Annotated in this window: 21 protein-coding genes; 13 read left to right on the top strand and 8 right to left on the bottom strand. The window is 33.4% G+C overall.

Translation table 11 applies throughout. From position 1 onward, the window contains the following. Positions 1–3 precede the first annotated feature (3 nt). Genes ACZIX2_RS02590 through ACZIX2_RS02565 form a run of 6 tightly spaced genes read left to right on the top strand, consistent with a single transcriptional unit; the run spans position 4 to position 6,890 of the window. A complete protein-coding gene (locus tag ACZIX2_RS02590) occupies positions 4–1,494 on the top strand; it encodes a GH3 auxin-responsive promoter family protein (RefSeq protein WP_463338514.1) in 1,491 nt (496 codons plus the stop codon). Between the two features lies 1 nt (position 1,495). Then, entirely contained in the window at positions 1,496–2,392 is an 897-nt protein-coding gene (locus tag ACZIX2_RS02585; protein WP_463338513.1) for a carboxypeptidase-like regulatory domain-containing protein, read from the top strand. Between the two features lie 45 nt (positions 2,393–2,437). Beyond that, the gene (locus tag ACZIX2_RS02580; RefSeq protein ID WP_463338512.1) at positions 2,438–4,117 is read left to right on the top strand and encodes a DUF6909 family protein; all 1,680 of its coding nucleotides are present in this window, start codon (positions 2,438–2,440) and stop codon (positions 4,115–4,117) included. A gap of 7 nt (positions 4,118–4,124) precedes the next feature. Next, entirely contained in the window at positions 4,125–5,123 is a 999-nt protein-coding gene (locus tag ACZIX2_RS02575) for a hypothetical protein (RefSeq protein ID WP_463338511.1), read from the top strand. Between the two features lie 8 nt (positions 5,124–5,131). Further along, a complete protein-coding gene (locus ACZIX2_RS02570; protein WP_463338510.1) occupies positions 5,132–5,659 on the top strand; it encodes a hypothetical protein in 528 nt (175 codons plus the stop codon). 46 nt (positions 5,660–5,705) lie between these two features. Further along, positions 5,706–6,890 (top strand): hypothetical protein, encoded by a 1,185-nt coding sequence (locus ACZIX2_RS02565; protein WP_463338509.1) that lies wholly within the window; start codon positions 5,706–5,708, stop codon positions 6,888–6,890. Here ACZIX2_RS02565 and ACZIX2_RS02560 read toward each other — a convergent pair. Next, complete coding sequence (locus ACZIX2_RS02560; RefSeq protein ID WP_463338508.1) at positions 6,834–8,045, bottom strand: O-antigen ligase family protein; 1,212 nt, start codon at positions 8,043–8,045, stop codon at positions 6,834–6,836. The genes ACZIX2_RS02565 and ACZIX2_RS02560 overlap by 57 nt on opposite strands. Before the next feature lie 5 nt (positions 8,046–8,050). Then, a complete protein-coding gene (locus ACZIX2_RS02555; RefSeq protein WP_463338507.1) occupies positions 8,051–9,292 on the bottom strand; it encodes a lipopolysaccharide biosynthesis protein in 1,242 nt (413 codons plus the stop codon). On the opposite strand from ACZIX2_RS02555, the gene ACZIX2_RS02550 reads away from it, so the two are divergent. The 4 genes from ACZIX2_RS02550 (at position 9,261) to ACZIX2_RS02535 (ending at position 13,988) form a co-directional block, all read left to right on the top strand. Further along, entirely contained in the window at positions 9,261–10,427 is a 1,167-nt protein-coding gene (locus tag ACZIX2_RS02550; protein ID WP_463338506.1) for a glycosyltransferase family 2 protein, read from the top strand. The genes ACZIX2_RS02555 and ACZIX2_RS02550 overlap by 32 nt on opposite strands. Before the next feature lie 6 nt (positions 10,428–10,433). After that, positions 10,434–11,543: a glycosyltransferase gene (locus ACZIX2_RS02545; protein ID WP_463338505.1), complete on the top strand. Its 1,110-nt coding sequence runs from the start codon at positions 10,434–10,436 to the stop codon at positions 11,541–11,543. An 82-nt stretch (positions 11,544–11,625) separates the two neighbouring features. Beyond that, positions 11,626–12,609, top strand: coding sequence for a UDP-glucuronic acid decarboxylase family protein (locus tag ACZIX2_RS02540; protein WP_463338504.1), 984 nt, complete (start codon positions 11,626–11,628; stop codon positions 12,607–12,609). 26 nt (positions 12,610–12,635) lie between these two features. After that, positions 12,636–13,988 carry an exopolysaccharide biosynthesis polyprenyl glycosylphosphotransferase gene (locus tag ACZIX2_RS02535; protein WP_463338503.1) on the top strand — a complete coding sequence of 451 codons (1,353 nt, stop codon included), beginning with the start codon at positions 12,636–12,638 and terminating at the stop codon, positions 13,986–13,988. Here the strand turns inward: ACZIX2_RS02535 and ACZIX2_RS02530 are convergent. From ACZIX2_RS02530 to ACZIX2_RS02515, 4 genes are all read right to left on the bottom strand, one after another. Further along, on the bottom strand, positions 13,985–15,169 hold the full coding sequence (locus ACZIX2_RS02530) for a glycosyltransferase family 4 protein (RefSeq protein WP_463338502.1): 1,185 nt from the start codon (positions 15,167–15,169) through the stop codon (positions 13,985–13,987). The two genes, ACZIX2_RS02535 and ACZIX2_RS02530, sit on opposite strands and share 4 nt — an antisense overlap. A 96-nt stretch (positions 15,170–15,265) precedes the next feature. Further along, positions 15,266–16,360, bottom strand: a complete 1,095-nt coding sequence (gene wecB / locus ACZIX2_RS02525) for a non-hydrolyzing UDP-N-acetylglucosamine 2-epimerase (protein WP_463338501.1) — start codon at positions 16,358–16,360, stop codon at positions 15,266–15,268. A 4-nt stretch (positions 16,361–16,364) separates the two neighbouring features. Beyond that, positions 16,365–16,886, bottom strand: a complete 522-nt coding sequence (locus ACZIX2_RS02520) for an ORF6N domain-containing protein (RefSeq protein WP_463338500.1) — start codon at positions 16,884–16,886, stop codon at positions 16,365–16,367. 42 nt (positions 16,887–16,928) lie between these two features. After that, the gene (locus ACZIX2_RS02515; RefSeq protein ID WP_463338499.1) at positions 16,929–18,236 is read right to left on the bottom strand and encodes a phenylacetate--CoA ligase family protein; all 1,308 of its coding nucleotides are present in this window, start codon (positions 18,234–18,236) and stop codon (positions 16,929–16,931) included. A 151-nt stretch (positions 18,237–18,387) separates the two neighbouring features. On the opposite strand from ACZIX2_RS02515, the gene purD reads away from it, so the two are divergent. Next, on the top strand, positions 18,388–19,662 hold the full coding sequence (gene purD, locus ACZIX2_RS02510; RefSeq protein ID WP_463338498.1) for a phosphoribosylamine--glycine ligase: 1,275 nt from the start codon (positions 18,388–18,390) through the stop codon (positions 19,660–19,662). 80 nt (positions 19,663–19,742) lie between these two features. Here the strand turns inward: purD and ACZIX2_RS02505 are convergent, their stop codons facing one another. Further along, complete coding sequence (locus ACZIX2_RS02505; protein ID WP_463338497.1) at positions 19,743–19,973, bottom strand: DUF6341 family protein; 231 nt, start codon at positions 19,971–19,973, stop codon at positions 19,743–19,745. Between the two features lie 139 nt (positions 19,974–20,112). Between ACZIX2_RS02505 and ACZIX2_RS02500 the strand changes: the two genes are divergently transcribed. Then, positions 20,113–21,042, top strand: a complete 930-nt coding sequence (locus ACZIX2_RS02500) for a DUF6427 family protein (RefSeq protein WP_463338496.1) — start codon at positions 20,113–20,115, stop codon at positions 21,040–21,042. Here the strand turns inward: ACZIX2_RS02500 and upp are convergent. Next, positions 21,037–21,690 carry a uracil phosphoribosyltransferase gene (gene upp / locus ACZIX2_RS02495; RefSeq protein WP_463338495.1) on the bottom strand — a complete coding sequence of 218 codons (654 nt, stop codon included), beginning with the start codon at positions 21,688–21,690 and terminating at the stop codon, positions 21,037–21,039. The two genes, ACZIX2_RS02500 and upp, sit on opposite strands and share 6 nt — an antisense overlap. Positions 21,691–21,777: 87 nt before the next feature. Here upp and ACZIX2_RS02490 point away from each other — a divergent pair, with 87 nt between their 5' ends. Then, on the top strand, positions 21,778–22,383 hold the full coding sequence (locus ACZIX2_RS02490; protein WP_463338494.1) for a DUF4254 domain-containing protein: 606 nt from the start codon (positions 21,778–21,780) through the stop codon (positions 22,381–22,383). Positions 22,384–22,476 lie beyond the last annotated feature (93 nt).

Raw genomic sequence — 22,476 nt, 5'->3', positions numbered from 1 at the left:
CACATGTCAATAAAAGCCATTGCAACAAAATTATTTGCTAAAATAGTAGTAAAAAAAACCCAACAATGGGCGCAAAATCCCGTAGCTACTCAAGAAAATATATTTCAAAAATTAATCCTTGAAGCGAAAAACACCCAATTTGGAAAGGACCATCATTTTCAAAATATCAAGTCGCATGCCGATTTTGTGCAGCAGGTGCCAATAAGAGATTACGAAGGATTGAAACCCTATATTGATCGAGTAGTACAAGGAGAAGAAAATGTGCTTTGGAGTGGGAAACCCATTTATTTTGCTAAAACCTCAGGAACCACATCTGGGGCAAAATACATTCCGTTGACCAAAGAATCCATGCCCTATCATATAGAAGCCTCCCGAAATGCTATTTTGCATTATGTACATGAAACAGGGAAGGCCGATTTTGTAAATGGAAAAATGATTTTCTTACAAGGAAGTCCTATCCTAACAGAAAAAAATGGGATTCAACAAGGACGATTATCCGGAATTGCAGCCCATTATGTACCGGCCTATTTGCAAAAAAACCGAATGCCCTCGTGGGAAACCAATTGCATTGAAGATTGGGAAACTAAAGTGAATGCCATAGTAGAAGAAACGGTAAACGAAGATATGACCGTTATCTCAGGGATACCATCCTGGGTGCAAATGTATTTTGAAAAATTGCAACTAAAGACGCAAAAACCCGTGGGTGAGTTGTTCAAAAACTTTAATTTATTCATTTATGGTGGGGTTAATTATGAGCCTTATCGTGCTAAGTTTGAAAATCTAATTGGGCGAAAAGTAGATAGTATCGAGCTCTTTCCTGCCTCCGAAGGCTTTTTTGCCTACCAAGATTCTCAAAAAGAGAAAGGCATGTTGTTATTGTTGAACTCTGGAATTTTTTATGAGTTCATCAAAAGTGAGGAGTTTTTTACCGAAAATCCAAGGCGTTATACCATAGGCGAAGTCGAATTGGGGGTCAATTATGTTTTGATTCTTTCGACCAATGCGGGACTTTGGGGTTACAATATTGGTGATACCGTTCAGTTTACTTCCTTAAAACCGTATCGTGTGATTGTTTCGGGTAGAATCAAACATTATATCTCTGCTTTTGGAGAACACGTGATAGGCAAAGAAGTAGAAAGTGCTTTGCAAGAAGCGATTCAAGGCACCAATATTCGCATTAATGAATTTACAGTGGCGCCACAGATTACGCCCAAAGAAGGATTACCTTACCATGAATGGTTGATTGAATTTGAAAATGAACCAGAGGATGAGGTTGCTTTTGCCGAAGCGATTGACCAAGCCATGCGTAAGCAAAATATCTATTACGATGATTTGATTGTTGGAAATGTGTTGCGAAAGGTAGTAATCACCAAAGTCGCCAAAAACGGTTTCCAAGACTATATGAAATCCATCGGGAAATTGGGTGGACAAAATAAAATTCCGAGATTGAGTAATGATCGAAAAATTGCTGCCTTTTTTGAAAATAAAAATTAGAATGAGAAATAAGTATTGGTTTTGGATGCTGCTTTTTGCATTTCAATTTAGTTTTTCGCAATTAAAAGGTGTTGTCAAAGATAGTATTTCAGGTCAGCCCATTCCTTATGTAAATATTTGGGTGGAGAATGAAAACATTGGAACCACCTCAGAACTAGATGGCACTTTTACTATCAATGCAACGTCGGATAAAGTATTGGTTTTTTCGGCTTTGGGATTTGCATCCAAAAAGATAAAAGCAGATAAAATTGAAAGTGTTGTTCTCAAAAATGAAGCCATTGCATTGCATGAGGTAATCATTGCACCTCCAAAACACGATTCCGAAATTGTAATTGGAAATTATAATAAGGGATCGATTAATTATTATTTCGCCTGCGGTACTTCTCCTTTTATTGTGGCTAAATTTTTTCCATTTACCAAAGAAATGGAACAGCATTCTTTTCTAAAAAGTTTACTTGTTCTAACAAAAGCGGAAAAAGGAAGCGCCAAGTTTGTATTGCGTTTCTTTGAAGTTAATTCTGATGGAAGTCCTGGAGATGATTTGATAGCTCAAAATATTGTAGTTCCTATTAAAAAAGGAAAAAAGAATACTTCAATTGATTTGGAATCCTACAAAATAAAAGTACCTACAAACGGTTTTTTCGTTGCTGTTGAGTGGTTGATCATCGAAGACAATCGTTATGAGTATCAATTTACAAAGGTCAATGAAGGATCTAAAAAATTTGATGGGATAGGTTTCGATCCTAGAGTAGGGACAATTCCTAGTGAGGAAACATCAACTTGGGAATATTACAAAGGAAAATGGCGAAATAATAATTTTAAAAATTCTCAAACTGAATCAGCTCGTTACAAAGGCAAGTATTTAGAATTAGCGATGAAATTAACGTTAACCAACTAAAAAAAACTTTTACTTACCTTTGAGAAGTGATAAAAAACAAAGAAGATGAATACAACCAAACATATATCAAGATCTAGAGCGCAAGAATCATCTGCGGCTATAGAAAAAATGTACATTACCATTCGCCATTTATTCAACCGTGGTTTTTATAAACCGATGGGGGTTTCAGGTGATACCTTACGGGAGTCTTTATTGGCTTTGCGCCCCGAAATTTACGGTTCTATTGCCGATGAAAAAGTAGAATTGAACGGTTTATTGTACGTTATCGAACGACTTCCTGTAGGAATTGAGCAGTGCCGTTTTATAAATTTAACTTCGGATGAAGGGTATTCTAAATCGCATTTTCAGGCTATTGTTCCGCCAAAGCGAAGAAGAAATTGCTACCGAATTGACGAAGAACAAATGAATGTTGAAATCACTCGCGGACGTTCCGATATATATGATATTTTGACCCATTTGACCTTCATTTTTATCGAATCGCACAAAATTAAAGACCGTGTTTTGCTCGATGATGCTGGCGAGGTATCACGCGATTGGTTAAAATTAGAAGCAGCAGTAAATCAGCCTAAGAAACTAACTCAAATTGAAAAAGAGAAAGCGATTTCACATGCATCAAATGTTTTAGGTAGAACGTTTGAAGAAGTTTTAGATATTTATGATGCGTTTGGTTCCGAAACGGCACCGGATCGTTTTTTGCATGTGATTTATTGGTTAGGCAAATTAGCCATCGAGGAAGTAGTAGAAAACAAAAAAAGAACTATCACCTTTAGCCCGATTCTTAGAGAACGTTTGGGGCATCATATTCATGGCGAAATTTGGGCCAATAATATCAAAGAGGTTTTAAAAGCCAACAACTTATTAGACCGACCTATTCATGTAATTAGTGCCAATATGCACAGTGTGATGAATTCTATTTTTGCCACACCACTACTCAAATCGAAGTTTAAGGATCAATCTGATTTTGTAATCTATGAAGAATTGAGTAAATCAGGCGCCAAAGAATTACGTAAGCAAGTAGAAACGGTGGCTGAGAAAAACGGAATGGTTTTTTTACCGGATACTTCAGGAACCAATATTGATGTACAATTGTTTGATACAGCCAAAATTGATTGGTTCAAAACCGCTTTTCCAAAGGCACAAGTAGGAGACAAAGCACCGGTTTTAATTGTTATGGATTATGCTTTTGGCGAACAAGCTTATGAAACCATTGATGAATTATTAAAACCCTACAAAAAAGAGACATTGCTCAATGTACAGTCGGTTTCTATTATGGGAAAAGCTGGTATTCTCGAAGGAGGAAAAGGCGATATTATGATTCCAAATGCGCATATCAACGAAGGAACAGCCGATAATTATTTCTTTGAAAACGAATTGACTGCGGAAATGTTCGAAGGCAATGATATCGCTGTTTTTGCAGGACCTATGGTAACCGTTTTGGGAACATCGCTTCAAAATAGAGATTTATTGAAGTTTTTCCACGAATCGACTTGGGGCGTGATAGGTCTAGAAATGGAAGGATCTTATTACCAAAAAGCAATACAATCGGCCTCTAAAATCAGAAAGAGTGTACCAAAAGACATCAAAGTGCGTTATGCTTACTATGCTTCTGATAATCCACTCGAAACAGGAAGCACGTTGGCTTCAGGAGGTTTAGGAACTACTGGCGTAAAACCAACGTATTTGATTACGATTAAAATTTTAGAACAAATCTTGAATACGCTATAAATAAAAAATGAATACACAAGCCCCAAACAATCAAGGAGAACAAGAGATTGATTTAGTACAGATTTCGAAAAAAATAAGTGCATTTTTTAATGTGATAAGCGCTTCTATTTTTAGAGGAATTCAGTTTTTTATCCATAATCTGAAAGTCATTTCATTATTAGTTGTTATTGGATTTGTTGTGGGTTTATTTTTAGATAAGACACAAAAACAGTTTAACAATGAAATAATAGTAAAGCCAAATTTTGAAAGTGTGGATTATTTGTATTCAAAAATTGATTTGATTCAATCAAAAATACAAACTGACGATACTGCATTTTTTAAGGCTATTGGCATACCAAATAGTCCAAAAATTACTAAAATCTCGATTGAGCCTATTATTGATGTTTTTAAGTTCGTTAACAATAATGAACAAAATTTAGAAGTATTGAAATTAATTACAGCTAATAGCGATTTAAAATCTATTGTTAATGAAAAAACAACGGTAAAAAATTATCCATTTTATAGTATTGTTTTTACTACGAATGGAGTCTTAAAAGACGAACAAACAGCAAAAGCATTATTAAATTATTTCAATACTAGTCCATACTATTCTAAAATTCAAAAAAGACAATTAGCGAACATTGCGCAAAGAATTAAAGAAAACAATCAATTAGTTGCTCAAATTGATGCTGTTTTGAATAATTTTTCAAATGCTCAATCTGCGGGTTATCCAAAAAGTGATAAACTAGTATATTATAATGAAAACACGCAATTGAATGATATTATTAAAACCAAAGACGGACTATTGAGGGAGAATGCTAATCTTAAATTAGAATTAATTATAGCAGATAAAATTGTAAAAGAGAATTCGGTTGTAATTAACATTTTGAAAAAAGAAGCTATTGAAGGCAAGCTTAAATTTATTTTGCCAATATTGTTTATCCTTATTTATCTTTTGACCTATCATTTTAAAAAGTTCTATCAAAGGCATTCTGAAATTGAAAAAATTAATAAACCCCAATCATAATAAATAAAATGAATTCAAAATTGTGTTATCTCTATTTCGTATTGTTTTTGACCTTGGCTTCTTGTAATCAAAAAGAAGAATCAGCGACAATTTCCAAGGAGAATTTTACTGTGACTATAGAAGGTGTTTTTGGAAAAAATGACAAACTACAGGTTTTTTATCTCACCAAAGATTCAGAGTGGAATGATGAAAATTCTGTTGTTATGCCAGTTTATGCTTCCTCTGAAATGCAAAAGATAGAAGTTGTTCTTCCTGAAAAAGTTTCTCCAATAAATATTAGAGTTGATGTTGGTGAAAATAAGTTTCAGTCCAATATAACGATTAAGAACATTTCGGTTCTTTACAAAACGAAAACTATAGACGGAAATAATGGTAATTTTACGGATTACTTTTATCCTAATGAGTTTATTTCTTGGGATCCTGAATATTATGGATACAAACTTAATTCATTAGGAAACGCATACGACCCTTTCTTTATGGGGAATGATTTGTTAATTAGTAAATTGGAGCAAATAAATACTCCACCAAAAGAGTAACTATTTAATAGAATTTTATTAATCTTATTTGTAGCGTAAAATCAAGATGCTTTTTAATTTCAAAATAAGCTATACTAATAAAAAAATTAGAGAGTATCTTTTTTTACTAGCTACTATACTTTTAATTTTTATACCCAAGGGAGGATTTAAACTTGCAGGTGTTCCAATTACTTGGGGTTATTTGTATTTAGGGTTTCTGTTTTTGCTTTCGCTTTTAATTATTTTAGACAAGAAAAAGTTCTTAGTTTCTTCTAATCATTTTTTGAGTTATTTAGCGACTCTTCCTTTTGTTTTGTATTTTTCAATTAACTTGTTTTTTAGGGGTTATGATGGGACGTTAGGAAATTTAATTGCCTTTTATGTCAGTTTTGGGTTTATTCCTTTATGTTTTTTATTATTAAGTCCCTTCATAAAGAAAATTAATCGCTCCTATTTAGAGACTTTGATCACTAAGGCCGTTTTTTGGGTGTCTTTTTATGGCATTCTTTTATTCCTTTTTAAGCAACTTACGGGACACTACATTGAGATTCCATATATCACAGTCAACTCAGGCGATTTAGGTACTTTAGAAGATAAGTATAATATGAGAGGATCATTGTATAAGTTGATTTCTACTTATAATAATGGAAATATTTTTGGAGTTTGTATGTTGTTATTATTTCCAATTTTCCACAAGCAAAATCAATCAAAAATAAAATTAGCTATAGTTGTTTTGGCTTTGTTATTGACGCTTTCTAGAACGGTTTGGTTAGGGTTACTTTTTTATTTTATTCTAATTTACCGTGATAGAATTTATAAGTTGATTAAGATTTATGCACTCTTAGGTATTATTTTTTTACTCTTCGCTACATTGTTAATGGATCGTTTTTTTCAATACCATTCTTTCTCTGGATTTGTTTTGGATTCTAATTTGGGAGGGAGAATTAATCAAATAAGGCAGTTTACAGGCTTAAGTTTCTTTGGAAGTCAGACTTTTGATTTCATTGAAGAAATTGTATATCTATCTATTTTTAAACAACTTGGGATTGTAGGTTTGTTATTGTTTTGTATTTCCTTTTTTGCACCAATTTACTTGGCTTTAACTACAAAAGGGAATAATCATACCTATCTTCTTGGAAGTATTACTTATCTATTTGTTTGTTTTAGCGATGGTTGTATGTTGTATATTCCCACTTTAGTTTTTTTCTATTTTGTGAATACTATGATTTTTATGCCTAAAAATACTGCCTAAAAACAAAAGGTCACAAACAAAATATATATAGATACCGTATTGTCTAACCAAAATATTTTCTGTAATAAATGAAATTACAAACAACACAGTTATTGAAAAATAAAGATAGTGTTGTTGTTGTAGTGTTTCTTTTATTTTAATGAATAATGAAGAAAAAAAGGCAATAAATAAACCTAAACCACCTTTTAGTAAAAAATCTAAATATTGATTGTGGGAGTTTATTTTAAATTTTTTTAATTCAAAGTTATCAATAGGCTCATAACATTGATTTAATTTTTCTTGAATTAAACTATAGTCTATTCCTAAGAAATGAGATTCACAAATTAATTTCCAACTGCATGACCAACTAGCATAACGAGTTGAATTTGTATAAGAATCAGTGCTAAAAAAACGAAAGGCATCAATATATCTTTGAGAAAATAAAACAACCAATACAATACTGCATCCAATGGCAATTTTAATTGAAAAAGGAATAACATTTTTTTGTTTTTTAACAATTAGAATAAGAAGAAAAGAAACGAGTACTAATCCTAAAATAATATTCCGAGAATTGTAAATGATTAATCCAGAAAGTAAAGATGCAAACATACAAATAAGGGCAAACTTTAAAAGAGTTGAATATTTTTTATAACCCAAACTATAATCTACTAAAAATAAAAGGGCAATTCCAATCCAAAGACACATATAGGTACCGTGAATTTTGCTGTGCATTTCAAGATTGTATCTTGCCAAATACCAATCGAAATGATGATTAGGAATGTCAATGGCATAAAAACCAAGAAAGTATAAGCATAATAAGCTTATGGAGACACAATACGCAAATTGAATCCTCTGTTTGTTTTTTATAAATGCATCTATTTCATACAAATAGCAACTGAATAGAGGAGCAAGGAACAGCAAAAAACTCTCTCCTGTAAGTTTTAATGAAGGACTATTAAAATAAAACAAATAGAAGAAGGTCGCAATAGCAAACGAACCTATAAAAGGAGCATTTTTATAAGTACACTTAAAATCACGAAACTTTACTATAGACAATAGAAGCAAACTCATTAGAATCATAAGAAGTGATTGCATTGCTTCTAAATAATAAAAAAAGGAAGATAGTATAAGTAAGTATAGTAAAGGGACTAGTAAAGGTTTGGCTGTTAGTTTCATTTGATCTAGTCTATTTGAGGTTTAAAAAAATTCAACTTTTTATCGTGAATTATTGAAAAATTAAGATAGAGAGTTATAAATATTTCTGTCAGAATCAACGCAATTATAATTCCATATACAGCAAAAAAATAGCACAGCATAGTAGCTAAAAGAATATTAAGAAGTAAACCCAATAAATGGGCGTAAAAATAGCTGTTTTTCTTATAATGGAGAATCAAACTTATATAGGCAGATTGATTCAAGGCAGCAATCAAGGGTAATGGAGCAAGTATGATTAAGTATTTGCTAGATTCTGCCGTTGCGGTGTAACTAAAAATTTGAATAAGTTGCGAAGGAATAAAAAGTATGAATAGGGCGCCCAAACCGTAGATGCCTAGGTATAAAATAAAAATGAATTTTAGAAACCTGTTAAGTTGTGAAGTATTATCAACACCAATAGAACAAGCTTTATAGTAGACCCCCTGAAATAAAACACTTATTGATTGTTTGCAAAGCATAATTATTTTTTCTGCAACATTGTAAATTCCCACTGTTGCATTGTCTAAAAACAAGCCAAGAATTAATGTACTTGAATTGAGTAAAGCACAAATCGTTACATTTGTAAGGAATAATTTAAAACCTACTTTTAGTTCATTATATACCTCAAATAGTTTCGAAATTTTATAACGAAAGTGACATTTAATAATCAAATATAAGGTTGATAAAAGAAATAGTAAGATGTCCGTTGTTCCTAAATAATAGAAAACATATTGGTAATCCTCATGTTTACTCAAGGTTACAATAATTAATACAATACAAGTAATTTTAACTACCGTATTGAGTATAAAATATATGTTTACTTTATTCATCCCAATAAAGAAACAAAGATTATTTTGTGATCTAGAAAATAAGAAAGTCAAAAGTGATAATGAAAATACCATTTGGTTTTTCAAATCTTCAAAAAAGAAAACAAATGCGCCTAAAAGTAAAAGTGTTGGGATAAAAATAAAAAACTTGGTAGTAATAACCTTAGAAATATACTGGTTTATTAAGTTATTATTCTCTCCAATTTTCTTTATTTCAATTGGTGCAAATGCATACCAGGAATAATCATATACAACAGATATCAAATTGATTAACGCCATAGAAATAGCAATTAATCCGTAGTTTTCAATTCCAAATGTTTTGATGTAGAAAGGAATTAAAAACAGAGGAAACAATAAATTGACTATATTAATGCCAAAACTCAGCGTAATATTTTTAAACACTTTTTATTCATGGATTGCGTTTATAAAAGTAATTGTAAAGCAAAGTTTATTTTTTTCAAACTTTTTACAAATTAAAATTTTATTTTTGGAAAAATCAGAAAAAAAGGACTTTTTAATGCACAAAATAAAAGAAGGATACAGCATTGCCATTCCCGCTTATGGAAGACCTAAAGAATATGAAGAGCTCCTACAGTCCATTCTAGATATGAATCGAATGCCTGATGAAGTCGTTATATGCGAGGATTTTTCTAAAGAGCGATTAGAAATTGCACAAATAACTAATCAGTATAAAACTTTATTTGAATTAAAAAACGTTATTCTGACTTATGTTGAAAATGAAGAAAACCTTGGGTATGATGCAAATATTAGAAAATTAATTGATATAGCACTTTATAAATGGGTTATCCTTATTGGTAATGATGATTTGTTTCTAAAAAGAGGATTAGAAGAGATTCATTCTTTTTGTCAGCGAAACAATTCTGTTACAATGATTTCAAGGCCTTTTGTGCGTTTTGAAAAAGACATAAATAAACCTTTAGGGATTTCTAGAATTTTGTCAAAAGAAACAATTATTACGAAAGCTGATTCTCCTAAATTGATATTTAGAGCCTGTGGGTTTGTTGGTGGATTAGTGATTAATAAAATTTGGGCTAAAGAGTTGGCAACTGATAAATACGATGGCACGCTTTATTATCAAATTTATCTGGCTGCTTATGCCTTTTGCACAAATGGAATAGGATATTTGTCTATGCCTTCTGTAGCAGGAAGAGCAGGAAACCCACCACTTTTTGGGGATTCAGAAAAAGACGGGAAAGCGCATATTTCTGGAGCCTATTCTGCAAAAGGAAGAGCAACTATGTGGAAAGGAGTACTAGAGATTAGTAAGGATGTTGAAAGATTTTATAACGTACAAATTGCACAAGAATTAAGACAAGAGTTAATGATTCGACAGTCGTTTCACGTTTTTGAAATGAATGTAGGTGTCAGCAAAACAATCTTATTAGAACTTAAGACAGAATTAGAAAAACTGAGTCTATACAATCACTGGTTTCCTAAACTTCTGTATTTTATAAATCTAAATTTTGGTAAAAACGCATATTACTTTTATTACTTTGCACGAAAAATTTTCCAATAAACTTTCATGAAAAAAGCATTAATTAACGATTGGTATTATGTAAATGGTGGGGCAGAAAAAGTTATTCATTCCTTGAACAAAATATGGGATGATTTTGATCATTTTGCATTAATCGATTTTCTGAATGAAAACGACAGGACTTTCATTTTAAATGGGAAAAAGGCAAAAACAACCTTTATTCAAAATTTGCCAACAGCTAAGTCCAATCATCGTAAGTTTTTGCAACTTTTTCCAATAGCAATAGAACAGTTTAATTTAAAAGAGTATGAGTTAATACTGAGCTCATCGTCTTCAATTGCAAAAGGAGTTCGTACTACCAAAAATCAGTTACACATTTGTTATTGTCATTCCCCAATGCGCTATGCTTGGGATTTACAAGAACAATACTTAGAAGATGCGGGTTTTAAAGGAGTAAAAAAAATATATGCGAAGTTTGTCCTTGATAAGATTAAAAAATGGGACATTGCCAATTCCCAGAACGTAAGTTTTTTTATTGCCAATTCTAAATGTATCGCCCAACGTATAAAAGCAATTTATAATAGAGAGTCAACAGTTATTTATCCACCCGTCGATGTTGAATTTTTTAACTTAGAAACTCAAAAAGAAGCGTATTATTTTACCGCCTCACGAATGGTTTCTTATAAAAAAACACAACTAATTGTAGAGACGTTTAATGAATTACCACACTTACAATTAATTGTAGCTGGCAATGGACCAGAGTTTCAAAAAATACAAAAAATAGCCAAAAGTAATATTCAACTTGTTGGATTTGTGGATGCTATGCTTTTAAAAAAGTATATGCAAAAAGCCAAAGGATTTGTTTTCGCAGCAGAAGAAGACTTCGGAATTATTCCCGTAGAAGCACAAGCCTGTGGAACTCCGGTTATTGCTTTTGGTAAAGGAGGCGCTCTCGAAACGGTACTTGAAAATGTAACGGGCGTTTTTTTTAAAGAACAAAACAGCAATAGTCTCAGCAAGGCTTTACATCATTTTGAAACGCTTCAATTCAGTCCAAATGCGATAAGAGCACATGCTTTACAGTTTTCTAAAGAAAGATTTGAAAGGGAAGTAAAGTTCTTTGTTGAAGAAAAATACAATGAACATTATAATCAATAGAAATTACGTTTCTTAAAAATAGTAGCAACTGAGACAATTTAAGTAGCATTCTTCCTATATTTGTTCACAAGAACATACGACTATGAAAAGAATACTTATCACCGGAGCCGCAGGATTTTTGGGATCGCATTTGTGTGATCGTTTTATTAATGAGGGATATCACGTAATTGGGATGGACAACTTGATTACTGGTGATTTAAAGAATATCGAGCATTTATTTAAATTAGAACATTTTGAGTTTTATCATCACGATATTACCAAGTTTGTGCATGTTCCCGGAAACTTAGATTATATTTTGCATTTTGCTTCACCAGCCAGTCCCATTGATTATTTAAAAATTCCAATTCAAACCCTAAAAGTGGGTTCATTAGGTACTCATAATTTATTGGGTTTGGCGAGAGTTAAAAAAGCCCGAATTCTTATTGCGTCTACCTCAGAGGTATACGGAGATCCTTTAGTTCATCCGCAAACGGAGGAATATTATGGAAATGTCAATACCATTGGTCCTCGTGGTGTGTATGATGAGGCGAAACGTTTTCAGGAATCGATTACGATGGCCTACCACACGTTTCACGGAGTAGAAACCAGAATTGTTCGCATCTTCAATACTTATGGACCCAGAATGCGTCTCAATGACGGGCGTGTAATTCCTGCATTTATTGGACAAGCCATTCGTGGCGAGGACTTGACTATTTTTGGTGATGGGATGCAAACGCGTTCTTTTTGTTATGTAGACGACCAAGTAGAAGGCATTTTTAGATTGTTGCACTCGGATTACGTGTATCCAGTAAATATTGGAAACCCAGACGAAATTACGATTAAAGATTTTGCCGAGGAAATTATCAAACTAACGGGTACGACTCAAAAAGTAGTGTACCATCCTTTGCCAATTAATGATCCTTTACAACGCCAACCTGATATTACTAAAGCCAAAGAACTTTTAGGTTGGGAACCTACTATTAATCGTGCCGAAGGAATGAAAATCACCTATGATTACTTTAAATCACTTTCCAAAGAAGAGTTGTCCAAAGAAGAACACAAGGATTTTTCGAAGTATATTTTTTAAGTTACAAAGCCCCAATCGTAAAACTTGTGAAAACCAAAACCGGGAGATATTCAAATTACATCCGTCCATTTTTTTATGTTTTGGATAATGGAATAATTTTATCCACTGCTTTTTTATTTGAAATTGTTGATACAAGTTCATGGTTTGTATTAGCTTCTTTATTAGTGGCTTGGTTGGTTATAGCTTCGACTTTGGGTTTTTATGAAGTCTATCGTTTTACTAAAGTAATTTCTATTTTAAATTGTACGCTTAAGCAATGGCTACTTTTTTTATTAGTAGCTATTGTGGTGTTTTTTTTGAACAGTTCAATCACTACGATTTTTGATGCATTACAATTTACTTCTGTAATGATTGCTATAATTCTGTTTTTTAAATTAGGGGTATATTTTTTGCTTCAAAAAATCAGGATTTTTTTTGGGGGCAATTACCGAAGAGTTGTTCTTTTGGGCACTCCCAAAAACATTGCACACTTACAAAATTTTTTTATGGAGAATCCCGACTATGGATACCAACTAGAAAAAATATTTGACCTTGAGCACCAACGTAACAATCAAATTAAAGAATGTTGCGAGTATGTTTTAGCTAACAAAATCGACGAAATGTACTGCGCAATGGACGATTTGAGCCAGACCCAAATTTCAGATTTAGTTTATTTCGCTGATAATAATCTAAAAACATTGAAGTTTATTCCTAACGAAAAACAAATCCTTTCGCGGAACTTCACGTTTGATTATTATGACTATATCCCCGTAATTTCATTGCGTAATATTGTTTTAGACAATGATTTGAACAAAGCGATGAAACGTATTTTCGACATCTTGTTCTCAATAGTAGTAATTGTAGGGATATTATCTTGGTTAACGCCACTTTTAGGTATTATTATAAAGTTAGAATCTAAAGGCCCCTTGTTTTTTGTGCAAAAGAGAAACGGACTGAACTACCACGAATTCAATTGTTACAAATTCCGTTCTATGAATTTGAACCCCGAAGCCCACTTGGAACAAGTTTCTAAAAATGACCCTAGAATTACTCGCGTTGGACGATTTTTGAGAAAAACCAGCATCGATGAGTTGCCGCAATTTATTAATGTTTTTTTGGGACAAATGTCGGTAGTCGGGCCAAGACCACATATGGTAAGCCATACCGAAATGTATGCGCAACGCGTTAATAAGTTTATGGTACGTCATTTTGTAAAACCCGGCATTACAGGACTCGCGCAAACCAAAGGCTATCGTGGGGAAGTAGAAAAAGAAACCGATATCATCCACCGAGTGAAATATGATATCTTCTATATGGAAAATTGGTCGATTTTGTTAGACATCAAAATCATTTTTATGACGATTTTCAACACCATCAAAGGCGAGGAAAAGGCGTATTAAATTACGTTTTCCGCCATCAATTGTTGAATTTGTTGTTCCAAATCAAATTCTGTTTGGGCAGTTTTGTACACTTCTTTTTTCATTTGTTGAATAGTATGTTTACCCGTAGTTGAAATTTCATTAAGTATCCAATTGAATTTTTTAAAATCACCTACCGGTGCCACCCAACCCAGATTATTTTCGATGACAAGGGTTTCTCCTTCTCCACCACCAAAGTAAAGTACTGGAAATCCTAAAGCTCCATATTCAAATATTTTGGAAGGAACAGAGCCGTAAATTCTGGTTTTTAACGGGATTACTGCCACGTCAAAACGCGTTAATTTTTCATGCAAAAGGTGGCGATCTAGCATTCCATGAAAAAAAATTTTCTTATCCGGATTTTTTTCAATGAAATCTTCTAGGGCAGTTTTTTCGGTACCATCGCCAAAAATGTGTAATTCTAAATCAAGTCCTTGTATCTCTATTTTTTGGCACAATTCTAAAACACCTTGGGCTACACCTAATAATCCAGCGTAAAACAATTTAATGGGTTCATTTACATTGGAATCCATTTGAATTTCTTCCCTTTGGTGATCGGGAAAGTTGCGATATAAATAGCATTTTTTATCTGGAAATTGTTTTTTAATATGCGTAATGATTTCGTTGGATTGTCCTAAAATGATATGAGCTTTGGCATAAATAAATCGTTCAAAAAACAAAGAAACGTTGTGCGAAATACTTCCTTTTTTTATTGCTTTTAGTTCAATTGCTGCTGTTGGCCATAAATCAGATACATTCAATATGATTTTTTTTCGACGTATCCACAGTGCTAATATCGCGATAAAAGATAACAAAAGCGGAGGTGATTGTACGATGACTTTTTGAGGTGTTTTTTTGAAAATTAAATGCAAAAAGAGCATACTCGAGAACGACAAAACCGATAGCGTTCTTTTGAAAATGTTTTTGCTGACACTTGGATAGATCCATAGACGCTTGACCGTAATATTTTGCCTGTTTTCAATAACAGAAAATTTCCCTTTATATTTAGAAAACAATTCACCTTTTGGATAATTTCCCAAGGGACAAAGAACCGTTACGTTATAATTTTTTTGACTCAGTTTAAGAGCCAATTGCTCAATTCTATTAGCCGCAGCTCCTTTTTCTGGTGGATAATAATTAGATATAATGAGAAGGTCTTCCATGTTATACTGCCTACGTGAGATTTGATTTTTATGTAAAGTTTCGTGATACTTGGAAACTTTACAATAATTTAGAATTACGATTTGCGAATTTGGGTTTTATTTTTGAAGTAAAGTGGCAACAATTCTTTCCGATGCTTTTCCATCCCAAAGCTCAGGAATACCAAACGATTTTTTAGTATCACTTTCTTTAGTTAGAAATTCGTCATAATTTTTTTGTAAACTTTCCAAATTAGTTCCTACCAACGTATTGGTGCCAATGGTTTGGGTTTCGGGGCGCTCGGTGTTGTTTCGCATAGTGAAACAAGGAATTCCCAAAACCGTTGTTTCTTCTGAGATTCCACCTGAATCGGTAATTACCGCAAAACTATTCTTAACCAGAAACATGAAATTTAAATAGCCTTGTGGTTCTACAAAAAAGATATTTTTTACATCTAAATTTCTTTCTCCCAAAATTGCCTTAGTTCGTGGATGAATTGGAAAAATTATTTTTTTATCAGCTGCCATTTTATCAATACCCTGAAGTAATTGAATCAACGATTGTTCTTCATCTACATTCGAAGGTCTATGTAGAGTAAGTATGATATAATTTCCGGTTTCTAAATCAAATTCTTTCCAAAAAATCGGAGCAGTAATTCGATTCAAATTTTGAAACAAGGTATCTATCATGACATTACCCACAAAATGTACATTGGATGGATCCACACCATTTTTTAATAAATTATCAGAGGCTGAGGTAGAGGTGGTAAAGAAAAAATCCGTGATGCTATCCGTGACGATTCGGTTGATTTCTTCTGGCATGGTCATATCCCCCGAACGAATGCCAGCCTCGACATGTGCTACTTTTATATTTTGTTTTTTAGCCACAATCGTACAAGCCATCGTCGAATTGACATCGCCCACCACCAAAACCAAATCGCAAGGGTTGGCCATGATTTCTTTTTCAAAAGCGACCATGATGGCAGCAGTCTGTTCTGCCTGTGAGCCACTTTTTACTTCTAAATTGACTGCTGGCCTCGGAATGTTGAGTTCTTCAAAGAAAGTGTCGCTCAAATTTTTATCGTAATGTTGCCCTGTGTGAATAAGGCGATAGCTAATGTTGAAACCATCGCTTTGTTTTTTTTCAATCGCTTTAATAATTGGAGCTATTTTGATAAAGTTGGGTCTTGCACCAGCAATTATAGTAATTTTCATTTTTTTATTTTTTGTACCCAATGGTTGTTCTGGGTGACTCGTTTTCTTTTTTCTCAATCAATTCATCCAAATAGGAGAAGACCAATTCAATATTCTTGTCGTGATTTTCTAGTTTTTTCTGAATCTGTAGGATGTCAATTTTTAATTCTGTGGTGTCCAAAAGCATTTGTCTTACTTTGGTGAATATGCGCATAATTTGGATATTTACCTGAATGGCTTTGTCGCTTTTTAATACACTCGATAACATCAAAACACCGTGTTCGGTGAAAGCCGATGGTAACTTTCTGCTTCCTCCCCAACTTGAAGTCACAATTTGTGACTTCAAGTTTTGGAATTCAATTTCAGTAAGTTGAAACATAAAATCTTCAGGAAAACGTGACATATTACGTTTAACGGCTTGATTTAATACTTTAGTCTCAATCCCGTAAAGTATCGCCAAATCACGATCCAGCATCACTTTTTGATCACGGATAAAGTATATTTTGTTAGCAATTGTTTCTTCCGAAAGTAGCGAATTGATAGTCATAACTTCTTTTTGAATACTCTAATTTATGATTTTATTTATTTTTTAAAATGACGTAAACTGCTTCAATTTTCCACGTTGACTTCGTTCAAGTTTTTCTTTTCGAATGAAACTAAATTGCAATCCACTTTCTAAATACAAGGCAATAGCACTTTCTATTTTTTGAATTTGTGCAGTGGTCAATTCGGTTTGGCTTACATATTCAATTTCGAACGTATCGATTTGGGTTTGCTTGATAATAAATTCTTTGACATTGCCGTTGTCTTCAATGATACTTTTGGTCACATAATAGAAAGTCAATCCCGGTGATTTTTTACCACTAGGCAGTTGCGCGACATCATTGGTTCGACCAATTAGTTGTTTGAGAATAGGCTTTTTTGCTGTGCTTTTTTCATCCAAAATACCAATGTCACCCAAGTCATAGCGAATAAAAGGATGCGCTTTATTGAAGACAGAAGTAATGACAATTCGCCCAGGAGTACCATTAGGAACCGCTTGATTGTTCTCGTCCAAAATCTCTACAAACAAGGTTTCAGCGTTGACTTGCCATTCTCCTTCTTGATTTTCAAAAGCAATCAAATCCAACTCAGAGGCGCCGTATTCATTAACCACCGGAACGCCAAATTGTTTTTCTAATAAGGTTTTGTCTTCTGGGAAAAGCATTTCTGAAGTGACGACACAAACCTTCAGCGTAGGACAAATCGTTTTGAGCACCTTGTTTTTTTGCTGTAAAAATTTGGCAAACAAAACAATCGAAGAGGTATAGCCATTGATGTAATCAAATTTTTTGGTCTCAAATTGGTTCAAAAAACCTTCTAAAATCCTGTCCGACAAATCAAAAATAGGAAAGCGATAGCGGTGACTCAAAAAGTCTTTGAATCGTTCTTTTCTATAGCCCAAAAAATCCATCGGAATACCATAAAATCGGGCTTGGTACGAGTAGTTAAAATCGATACCGTGCCAATTAAATCGACGTATGATATTGGCCCAAGTTAGTGCATGGGCGTATTTGTCCTTGGCAAAAACAAAAGGAGTACCGCTAGATCCCGAGGTTTTATTGATGTAAACGTTTTTTGGTGTATAACCTTTCGACAATCGTTCGGCCAATGGTTTTTGAAGATGTTGTTTGTTCAAAACGGGCAAATCGTGCCAGTTATCACTAGTATTTTTACCTACCAATTCTCTGTAAAACGTATTGTTTTCGAGATGATAGGCTACAATTTCTTTCTTTTTTTGGGTGATATAATCTTCATATTTATCTTCAGGAATAGCCAATATTTTTTCCAATTCGGCCTTGGCCGCTTGTAAAGGAAAACCATTAATTATTAGAGAAGCATCAAATAAACGAAGCATGATTAGATTTTTTTCAAAAATACATATCTTAGTTTGTACTGTTATACAAGTTCGAACTTTTTACAATTAAATTATTTTTTACGTTCAAAAGCCATTATTTTTGCAGCACTTCTTAAAAAGAAGTTAAGTCAACACTATAAACAACTACAACATGAATATTTTACTATTAGGTTCTGGCGGAAGAGAACATGCTTTTGCTTGGAAAATGACGCAAAGCCCACTTTGTGATACCTTATTTGTAGCTCCCGGAAATGCAGGAACTGCAGCTATTGCTACCAATTTAGATTTTAACGCTACAGATTTTGAAGCCATCAAAGCAGTGGTGTTAAAGGAAAATATAGAAATGGTGGTAGTTGGTCCTGAAGATCCATTAGTAAAAGGCGTGTTTGATTTTTTTGAAAATGATGATCAATTACGTCATATTCCTGTGATTGGACCTTCAAAAGTAGGGGCAACCTTAGAGGGGAGCAAAGAGTTCGCCAAAGAATTTTTAATGCGTCACGCTATTCCAACGGCGGCTTATGCTAGTTTTACAGCAGAAACGGTTGAGAAAGGGTGCGAATTTTTAACCACTTTACAAGCGCCTTATGTTCTTAAAGCCGACGGTTTGGCAGCAGGAAAAGGGGTTTTAATCCTTCAGGATTTAGCCGAAGCACAAACAGAATTGCGCAATATGTTGGTAGGCCAAAAGTTTGGTGCTGCGAGTTCAAAAGTAGTGATTGAAGAATTTTTGGATGGAATCGAATTGAGTTGTTTTGTATTGACCGATGGTAAAAGTTATAAAATTTTGCCAACCGCCAAAGACTACAAACGCATAGGCGAAGGCGACACCGGATTGAACACTGGCGGAATGGGAGCGGTTTCTCCCGTGCCTTATGTAGATGAGGTATTGATGGAAAAAATTGAAACACGTATCGTAAAACCAACGATTGATGGATTACAAAAGGATGGCATTTCATACAAAGGATTTATTTTTATTGGTTTGATCAATGTAAATAATGAACCACTAGTTATCGAATACAACGTTCGTATGGGCGATCCTGAAACCGAAGTGGTGATTCCTCGTTTGAAATCGGATTTAGTGGAGTTGTTTTTGGCAGTAGCCAATGAAAAACTTGCCGAATTCAATTTAGAAGTCGATGAAAGAAGTGCTACTACCGTAATGTTAGTATCTGGAGGTTATCCAGAAGAATTTGAGAAAGGAAAAGAAATTTCAGGATTGGAAAACGTAGAGAATTCAATTGTTTTTCATGCCGGTACTAAATTAGATAACGGAAAAGTTGTTACTAATGGAGGACGTGTAATGGCCATTACTTCTTACGGCGCTACGTTTCAAGAAGCCCTGCAGCAATCCTATGACAATGTAAGTAAAATTCAATTTGAGAAAATGAATTACCGAAAAGACATCGGATTTGATTTAGTATAATTATAAGCATACCATAAAGCCCAGTAGAATAAAAGTTTATACTACTGGGCTTTTTTATTTTTACTAGGGTAAGAAAGATACTATTCTAAAAAAGAATGTGCAGTAGTATCTTGATTTTCAGTCCCTGCTTCGTCAAAAATTTGTAATTGTTTGATCCAATAAACAATGGCAGCAGAACAAATAATCATAAAAATCCAGTTGATGGTATTGGCACCAAACCAAGTGATTAATTCAAGTTCACGCAACCAATCCAATGGTTTGAATAAAATGTCTACAAATAAAAATTGAATGGCTTCAAAAAATGCTTTCATAATAAATGGTAATTAAATTCGGTTATGTTGTTGTTTGCTACAGCGAATAAGATTTAATTACGAAATAAACTTGATTCACTTACACAATTACTTTTAAACAAGTATTATATTTACAGTCGCAAAAGTATAAAATATCCTTATGATTACAAGTGTTTTTAAAAAATCTACACCGTTAAATTATTCCTTTGTGTTTATTTTGATGTTGTTGTTCTTTTTACTGTATCAATTCCAGGAACTCCATTGGGTTAATTCAATTGGATTGATGCTTCAAAAAATTGTTATTTTATTACTTTTAATGGCCACTTTGTTTCTGACCAATTTTGTTTGCAAAAAGAACGGTCTCAGCAAAGACAATACTTATACGGTTTTATTTTTTCTTTTGTTTCTGCTTTTTTCTCCTTCATTACTAGATAATTTGCCAATTCTTGGAACTAACTTTTTTTTGCTTTTGGCCTTACGAAGGTTGCTATCCTTACAATCCTTGAAAGAATCCAAAGAAAAGATTTTTGATGCTTCTTTGTGGATTTTGGTGGCATCTATCATTCAGCCATGGTGCCTTTTGTTCATGGTATTGGTTTTTATCTCCATTCTTTTTCATGTTTCAAGCGATTATAGAAATTGGTTTTTACCATTCATCGCCTTAATGATTGTTCTTATTGGATTTTTTGTTTTCCTTACTTTTCAAGAACTTAATATTGAAGATTTTTGGTTGAACAAATTGTATCTAGATCCTTCATTGGATTACTTTGCCAATTCGGCTCAAAATTGGGCTTTTGCCATATTCATGACCGTCTCGCTTTTCTTTTTGCTTATCATGATGGCAACCTATTCTAGCAAACCACAATTGTTGCATAGTTCGTATAAGAAACTCATTGCCTACATGGTAATTGCCTTGGCTGTATTTTTTATTACTCCCGAAAAAAATAACGATTTGTTAGTTTTCACTTTTGCACCTTTAGCCATTATGGGCACCAATACAATTGAGGTTTTCCAACAAAAAATCAAACAAGAAATAGTTTTTGGAGTACTAATTCTTTGTAGTTTGTGGCTCTTTTTTGCTCAATTATAGTTTAGGTCCGTAGGCCAAATCTCCGGCATCTCCTAATCCGGGAACGATATAACTTTTCTCGTTCAATTTCTCGTCTATGGCGCCAATCCACAAATGACAGTCACTTGGTAAATGTTCTTTTAGATACGCAATGCCTTCTGGGGCAGCAATTACAACGGCAATATGCCAATTAGCGGGGATTTTTTTCTCTACTAATTTTTTATATACTGCTACTATGGATTGACCCGTGGCCAACATCGGATCTACCAACAATACATTTTTACCTTCAATATCAGCTATAGCTTGATATTCGACCAAAATATCAAAGTAATCATCATTATTAGGATGATGACGATAAGCAGAAATAAAGCCATTTTCAGCGGCATCAAAATAATTCAAAAAACCATGATGCAACGTTAGTCCAGCTCTAAGTATGGAACAGACAACCAAAGGATCTTTGATGGTAGCAGTGGTTTTTGTGCCCAATGGGGTAGTGACCGTATGGGGTTCATAATGCAAAGTTTTACTGATTTCATAGGCCATAATTTCGCCGATACGTTCAATATTTCTTCGGAAACGAAGGCTGTCATTTTGAACGGTAACGTCTCTAATTTGTGCCAAAAAATGATTTAAAACACTATTAGTTTCCGATAAATTATGAATTTGCATGATGAGCTAATTTAAAATTATTTTTTTTTCAAAATTGAACACTATAAAAGTATAAAAAGTATCTTTGTCTTTTAAAAAATAAATGATATGTTTTCAAAATTAGCGTATTCCGTTTTCGAACAAAGTATCAAAGATTATCATCAATTTGATTCTGTTGATCAACCTATAAATAACCCTTATCCCAAAGAAAAATTCGAACATTTATTATATCTAAAAAACTGGATTGACACAGTACAATGGCATTATGAAGACATCATCCGTGATCCGAATATCGATCCGGTAGCAGCATTGACTTTAAAAAGAAAAATCGATGCTTCCAATCAAGAACGTACTGATATGGTAGAATACATCGACAGTTATTTTCTTCAAAAATACAGTGGTGTAGCGGTAAAAGAAACAGCTAAAATCAATTCTGAAAGTCCAGCTTGGGCGTTTGACCGTTTGTCTATTTTGGCTTTGAAAATTTATCATATGAACGAAGAAGCCACTCGTGCTGAAGCTTCTCAAGAACACAGAGACAACTGCCAAGCCAAGTTAAATGTACTTTTGGAACAAAGAACCGATTTGTCTACAGCCATCGACGATTTGTTGCAAGACATCGAAAACGGTGACAAATTCATGAAAGTGTACAAACAAATGAAAATGTACAATGACGATGAATTGAACCCCGTTTTGTACCAGAATAAAAAGTAAAACAAAATAATGGAACCATTAAGGAATTAAGAAAATTTAGCAATGCTTTAGGATCTTAATTTCTTAATGGTTTTTTAATGCCGTAGTTCTATT

It is taken from the genome of Flavobacterium riviphilum, assembly GCF_055231795.1.
The sequence above is the reverse complement of the archived record's forward strand: the minus strand, read 5'-3'. Positions and strand labels throughout refer to the sequence as shown.

Excerpts from the sequence above, each read along its gene's own strand:
- ACZIX2_RS02590 (WP_463338514.1), top strand. The coding sequence starts at position 4 with ATGTCAATAAAAGCCATTGCAACAAAATTATTTGCTAAAATAGTAGTA.
- ACZIX2_RS02585 (WP_463338513.1), top strand. The coding sequence starts at position 1,496 with ATGAGAAATAAGTATTGGTTTTGGATGCTGCTTTTTGCATTTCAATTT.
- ACZIX2_RS02580 (WP_463338512.1), top strand. The coding sequence starts at position 2,438 with ATGAATACAACCAAACATATATCAAGATCTAGAGCGCAAGAATCATCT.
- ACZIX2_RS02575 (WP_463338511.1), top strand. The coding sequence starts at position 4,125 with ATGAATACACAAGCCCCAAACAATCAAGGAGAACAAGAGATTGATTTA.
- ACZIX2_RS02570 (WP_463338510.1), top strand. The coding sequence starts at position 5,132 with ATGAATTCAAAATTGTGTTATCTCTATTTCGTATTGTTTTTGACCTTG.
- ACZIX2_RS02565 (WP_463338509.1), top strand. The coding sequence starts at position 5,706 with ATGCTTTTTAATTTCAAAATAAGCTATACTAATAAAAAAATTAGAGAG.
- ACZIX2_RS02560 (WP_463338508.1), bottom strand. The coding sequence starts at position 8,045 with ATGAAACTAACAGCCAAACCTTTACTAGTCCCTTTACTATACTTACTT.
- ACZIX2_RS02550 (WP_463338506.1), top strand. The coding sequence starts at position 9,261 with ATGCCAAAACTCAGCGTAATATTTTTAAACACTTTTTATTCATGGATT.
- ACZIX2_RS02545 (WP_463338505.1), top strand. The coding sequence starts at position 10,434 with ATGAAAAAAGCATTAATTAACGATTGGTATTATGTAAATGGTGGGGCA.
- ACZIX2_RS02540 (WP_463338504.1), top strand. The coding sequence starts at position 11,626 with ATGAAAAGAATACTTATCACCGGAGCCGCAGGATTTTTGGGATCGCAT.
- ACZIX2_RS02530 (WP_463338502.1), bottom strand. The coding sequence starts at position 15,169 with ATGGAAGACCTTCTCATTATATCTAATTATTATCCACCAGAAAAAGGA.
- wecB (WP_463338501.1), bottom strand. The coding sequence starts at position 16,360 with ATGAAAATTACTATAATTGCTGGTGCAAGACCCAACTTTATCAAAATA.
- ACZIX2_RS02520 (WP_463338500.1), bottom strand. The coding sequence starts at position 16,886 with ATGACTATCAATTCGCTACTTTCGGAAGAAACAATTGCTAACAAAATA.
- ACZIX2_RS02515 (WP_463338499.1), bottom strand. The coding sequence starts at position 18,236 with ATGCTTCGTTTATTTGATGCTTCTCTAATAATTAATGGTTTTCCTTTA.
- purD (WP_463338498.1), top strand. The coding sequence starts at position 18,388 with ATGAATATTTTACTATTAGGTTCTGGCGGAAGAGAACATGCTTTTGCT.
- ACZIX2_RS02505 (WP_463338497.1), bottom strand. The coding sequence starts at position 19,973 with ATGAAAGCATTTTTTGAAGCCATTCAATTTTTATTTGTAGACATTTTA.
- ACZIX2_RS02500 (WP_463338496.1), top strand. The coding sequence starts at position 20,113 with ATGATTACAAGTGTTTTTAAAAAATCTACACCGTTAAATTATTCCTTT.
- upp (WP_463338495.1), bottom strand. The coding sequence starts at position 21,690 with ATGCAAATTCATAATTTATCGGAAACTAATAGTGTTTTAAATCATTTT.
- ACZIX2_RS02490 (WP_463338494.1), top strand. The coding sequence starts at position 21,778 with ATGTTTTCAAAATTAGCGTATTCCGTTTTCGAACAAAGTATCAAAGAT.